The 5,034-nt window shown below is 65.4% G+C and carries 5 protein-coding genes; 1 reads left to right on the forward strand and 4 read right to left on the reverse strand.

Going from position 1 to position 5,034, the window contains the following annotated elements; all coding sequences use genetic code 11:
* The coding region (locus E2I15_RS38050) for an AMP-binding protein (protein ID WP_155262796.1) at positions 1–1,153 on the reverse strand (1,153 nt) is incomplete at its 3' end.
* 322 nt (positions 1,154–1,475) lie between these two features.
* On the opposite strand from E2I15_RS38050, the gene E2I15_RS38055 reads away from it, so the two are divergent.
* Positions 1,476–1,796, forward strand: coding sequence for a PilZ domain-containing protein (locus tag E2I15_RS38055; RefSeq protein ID WP_170991401.1), 321 nt, complete (start codon positions 1,476–1,478; stop codon positions 1,794–1,796).
* A gap of 111 nt (positions 1,797–1,907) precedes the next feature.
* Here the strand turns inward: E2I15_RS38055 and E2I15_RS38060 are convergent, their stop codons facing one another.
* The 3 genes from E2I15_RS38060 to E2I15_RS38070 all read right to left on the reverse strand — a co-directional run bounded on the left by E2I15_RS38060 (position 1,908) and on the right by E2I15_RS38070 (position 4,866).
* Positions 1,908–2,291, reverse strand: a complete 384-nt coding sequence (locus tag E2I15_RS38060) for a hypothetical protein (protein ID WP_137476844.1) — start codon at positions 2,289–2,291, stop codon at positions 1,908–1,910.
* A gap of 436 nt (positions 2,292–2,727) precedes the next feature.
* Positions 2,728–3,756, reverse strand: a complete 1,029-nt coding sequence (locus E2I15_RS38065) for a peptidoglycan -binding protein (RefSeq protein ID WP_137476845.1) — start codon at positions 3,754–3,756, stop codon at positions 2,728–2,730.
* 123 nt (positions 3,757–3,879) lie between these two features.
* Positions 3,880–4,866 (reverse strand): flagellar motor protein MotA, encoded by a 987-nt coding sequence (locus E2I15_RS38070; protein ID WP_137476846.1) that lies wholly within the window; start codon positions 4,864–4,866, stop codon positions 3,880–3,882.
* Positions 4,867–5,034 lie beyond the last annotated feature (168 nt).

The raw sequence follows: 5,034 nt of genomic DNA on the forward strand, positions 1-5,034 counted from the left end.
CCATGTCGGCGAGCCGGTCGCCGAGATAAAGATAGCCTTCCTCATCGAGCCGGCCGATATCGCCGAGCGACTCCCAGCCATCCGGCCGCCGCTTCGGCGTTGCGCCGAGATAGTGATAGGTCGAGCCGGCGCCGTCATTGGGCAGGAAATAGATTTCACCGGTCTCGCCGGGCGCGACGTCGTTGCCGTCCTCGCCGATGATCCGCAGCTTTGCCGTCTCGCCGATCTTGCCGACCGAGCCCTTGTGCGCCATCCATTCGGTGCCCGAGATCACGCAGGCGCCCTGCCGCTCGGTGCCGCCATAGAGCTCCCAGATCCGCTCGGGGCCGAGCCATTCGATCCACTTCTCCTTCAGCCAGGGCGGCATCGGAGCTGCCATGTGAAACACGATCTTCAGGCTGGAGACGTCGTAGCGGTTACGCACCTCCTCGGGCAGCGCCCAGATCCGGTGCATCATGGTCGGCACGAAATTCACCCACTGCACGCGCTCGCGCTCGATCAGCCGCAGCGTCTCCTCGGCGTCGAACTTCACCATGCCGGTGACCCTTCCGCCCCCGAACAGCGCAAAGTGCGAGAGGATGAACGGCGCATTGTGATAGAGCGGCCCGGGATTGAGCAGCGAGGTGTCGCGCGCAATGCCAAGCGTCGCCTCGGCTGTGGTCTCGATCACCGCGGGGTTGTGATCGAGGATCACCTTCGGCCGTCCCGTCGAGCCGCCGCTCGTCATCGCCTTCCAATAGCGCGCGACCGGCGCATCGAGCGGCTCTCCGGAGAATCCATCCGGCACGAAATTCACCGGCAGCGAATTCGGCGCATTCCAGTCGGCCTCGCCGCCGACCACCAGCGACGGTTTCAGAATCTCGAGCACCGCGGCGGCCTCGCCGCGCGGCAGCCGCCAAGACAACGAGGTCGGCGTCGCGCCGCACTTCCACACCGCGAAGGTCGTCTCGAAGAACGCGTTGCTGTTGGGCAGCCCGATCGCGACGAAGTCGCCGGGCTTGACGCCCTTGGCGGCGAAGGCGCGCGCCCGTGCATTGGCGCGGCGCTCGAGCTCGAGCCAGGTCAGCGCATCCGCGCCATGACTGATGGCGATCGCATCCGTGGGCTTGCGTTCGGCATACCAGCGCGGCACGTCGGCGAGGGGGATCAGCATGGGTCGTTTCCGTCGGAAAAGGCGGCTTGAAGCGCTCTTGTTGCAGGGATGTGGTCAAGGCCACGGCCGCCACTTCACCAAGAGTGCAGTCTCCGTGTCAAGCCGGCGGCTGCGCATGTGGCCGGTATCCCGCTGATGGAATTGCAGAATCCCTGTTCGCTAAAAGCCGGGTCAAGATTCCGGTAAAGTTCAAGCGATCGCGCTAAGCCGGACTTTACGGGGGGGCGGCATTGTGGCCGCTGCGGTTCTGTGCCGGGCGCGTCGATCGACCTGCGCGGTGTGCAATGTCTTTCAATGACCAATGGCTTCAAGGACGGCGACGATGGCGAGCAATGGAGCACGGATCAAGGTCAGCCGCGAACCGCGGCGCCAGCTCAACAATCGTGCGGCCTGGATCACGGTCGATGATGGCGCGACCGAGAGCGAATGCGCCGTGGTCGACATCTCGCCCGGCGGCGCCAAGATCACGACCGAGGTCGAGTTCGAGGTGAAGGACCGCCTCGCGCTGACGCTGCTCGCCGATCACGCCAAGCGCTACCCTTGCGAGGTGGTCTGGCGTCGCGGCAAGACCTACGGGCTCAAATTCGTGACCGCCGAGGTCGAGCCGGTTGAACCGGCCGCAGAGCCGGCCGGCGCGATCTAGCGCGGCGCTCATCGATCAATGTTCGAGGACGTGCGGCGCGGACCATCGCCGATCGCATCGGCCGCGCGTTCAATTGCCGACGCCAGGACTTCTAACGCAAGCTGGCTCACGTCATCGCCGCTGCGGGTTGTCGGCATTGCCGGTGGTGCCTGTCGGGCCTCCCGGAAGCGCCGGTGCGGCGCTGCCGCCGCCGGTGCCGGAAGACGGTGCGACGCGCTGGCCGGACTGGGTCGGGAGCGCAGTGCCCCCGACGCCGTTCGACGGCGCGGCGCGGTCGCCCGGCCTGGGCGGCAACGGGGTGCCGCCGGTGTTCTGCGCGAGAAGTTGGGGCGGTGCGAGGATGAGGCCGGCGGCGACGACGATGGCGAATTTGGTCTTGAACATGCGCAGGTCCGAGATGGCGCGGTGAGGCTGGAGCGAGAGGCACAGCCGCGACGGAGACGAGATATCCGCCAAGTCCGCGAGATTGCGATACCAACACAACGCCAGCCGCATTTGATGCGTTCCGGACGCCTCGCCAGCCAGGAAGCACATATCCGTGTAAATGGAGGTCTCGACCGATCGCGGCAACGGCTCGCGTTGCGGATATTCCGACCTGAAGTTCGGGAGCGTGGCGCCTTACATCTGAGTTGCCCGACATGGCAAGCTCCTCGCGCAAAAGAACATTTCGCTTTACCCGAATCGCAACTCAGTGTGACCCACAAGCGGCGCCGCACACTCAGTGTCGTCCTGGCGAAAGCCGGACCCATTACCCCAAATGAGAGTTGTTGCGCGATGCTGGGGCCGCGATCCCGTTCATCATCAAGTGCGGTGGCTACGGTCCTGGCTTTCACCAGGACGACGACCGGATAGTGCCGTGTGCCCGTCCCACGGGTTCACGCAAACGCCGTCGAGCCCGGCAATGACGACTGGTTGGCCAGGCGTCGTCCTCCTAGCGTTCCGTCAGCTTCAGCTCGATGCGGCGGTTGCGCTTGTAGGCCTCTTCGGTCTGCGCGGTGTCGAGCGGCTGGAATTCGGCGAAGCCGGCGGCGACCAGACGCTGCGCCGGCACGCCGAGCGAGACCAGGTATTGCACCACCGAGATCGCGCGCGCCGAGGACAATTCCCAGTTCGACTTGAACAGCGGGCTGTTGATCGGCCGCACGTCGGTGTGGCCGTCGACGCGCAGCACCCAGGCGATCTCGGCCGGGATCTGCTTGTCGAGATCGATCAGCGCGCTCGCGACCGTTTCGAGCTCGGTCTTGCCCTCGGGCAGCAGCGTCGCCTGGCCGGTGTCGAAGAACACTTCCGACTGGAACACGAAGCGGTCGCCGACGACGCGGATATCGGGACGGTTGCCAAGGATCGCACGCAGCCGGCCGAAGAATTCCGAGCGGTACTTCGACAGTTCCTGCACTCGCTGCGCCAGCGCGACATTGAGGCGCTGGCCGAGATCGGCGATGCGGTTCTGCGATTCCTTGTCGCGTTTCTCGGAGGCGTCGAGCGCCTCTTCGAGCGCGGCGAGCTGGCGGCGCAGCGCGCTGATCTGCTGGTTCAGCAGCTCGATCTGCGCCAGTGCGCGCGACGATACGGCCTTCTCGGACTCCAGCGCCTTGTTGAGCTCGTTGGCGCGGCCCTGCGCGTCGCTGCCGGAACTCGCGAGGCCCTCATACAGCCCCTTCATGCGGTCGCGCTCGCCTTCCGCGGAGGCAAGCCCGGCGCGCAGCTGCGCCACCTGGTCGTCGAGCGTCAGCTTGGAGAGCTTCTCCAGCGACAACAGGTCGTTGAGCTGGGCGATCTTGGCGGTGAGCTGTTCCAGCGCCTTGTCCTTGCCGGTGACCTCCTGCGACAGGAAGAATTGCACGACGAGGAACACCGACAGCAGGAACACGATCGACAGCACCAGCGTCGACAATGCGTCGACAAAGCCGGGCCAATAGTTGAAGCCGGATTCGCTACGACGCGAGCGGGCGAGGGCCATGGGTCTCTCCTTGGGCTTGCTCCCCGGGAGCCTTCGTTCCGATCGAATCGGAACGAAGCTCCAGATTTTTGTTTCGACGCGTTTTCTTCACGCGAACCGGTATCCACTTCGCTTGAAAACGCTCTAGCTCTTCTCGGGTTGGCGGGCGAGACGTTCGAGCAGGCGCTTGATCTCGCGGTTCTGCTCGCCCTGCCCGTCGGCCCATTCCCGGATCATCTGCTGCTCGGTGCGCATATGCGCGACCAGCCCCTGGATCGCCTCGGCAAGATTGGCCATCGCGGCCGTGGTGCTGCGGCCGCCGCCGCCTTCCTCGAGCGCGGTGCGGAGCCGGTCGATCGCGCCCTGCATGTTACCGGAAACGCCGGCTTCATCGCCGGAAATGCCGCGCACGGTGCCGGCGAGCCAGTCCTCGAGGTCGGTGTAGAAGCGGTTCTGGGCCTGGCTCGACTGCAGGTCGAGGAAGCCGAGGATCAGCGAGCCGGCAAGGCCGAACAGCGAGGACGAGAACGAGATGCCCATGCCGCCGAGCGGCGCGGCGAGGCCCTCCTTGAGCGTATCGAACAGCGCTCCGGCGTCGCCGCCGACCTTGAGCCCGTCGATCACCTTGCCGACCGAGCCGACCGTCTCGATCAGGCCCCAGAAGGTGCCGAGCAGACCGAGGAACACCAACAGGCCGGTCATGTAGCGCGAGATGTCGCGGGCTTCATCCAGGCGGGTTGCGATCGAATCGAGCAGATGCCGCATGGTCTGCTGCGAGATCGACATCCGCCCCGAGCGTTCGCCGCCCAGGATCGCGGCCATTGGGGCAAGCAGCCTCGGGCGGCGCTCGATCGCAAGGCCGGGATCGGCGATGCGGAAATTGTTGACCCAGGCGACCTCGGGATAGAGCCGGATCACCTGGCGGAACGCCAGGATGATGCCGATCAGCAGCACCGCCCCGATCAGGGCGTTCAGCCCCGGATTGGCGAAGAAGGCGGTGACGATCTGCTTGTACAGCACGACACCGACCAGGCCGCAGAGCACCAGGAATACCAGCATCCGCACCAGGAAGATCCGGGGCGAGGACAGCTTGCTCAATTCGATCTCCATGTCGGAGCGGGAAGGGGGCATTGCCGGGTCATCCGTTCGCGAAGGCCGCATCTGCAAGCAATATGGCACAGCGGCAGAGTGAGGAAAGCCGATTCCAAGGGCAGCAAACAGCACCTTGGGTTGGAATCTCGTGGGCCGTTGCCGCTTTGCACGGCTTTCCGACCGGTCGGCGCATCACCATCCACAGAG

Source organism: Bradyrhizobium sp. BR2003, assembly GCF_009720285.1.
Classification (GTDB): domain Bacteria; phylum Pseudomonadota; class Alphaproteobacteria; order Rhizobiales; family Xanthobacteraceae; genus Bradyrhizobium; species Bradyrhizobium elkanii.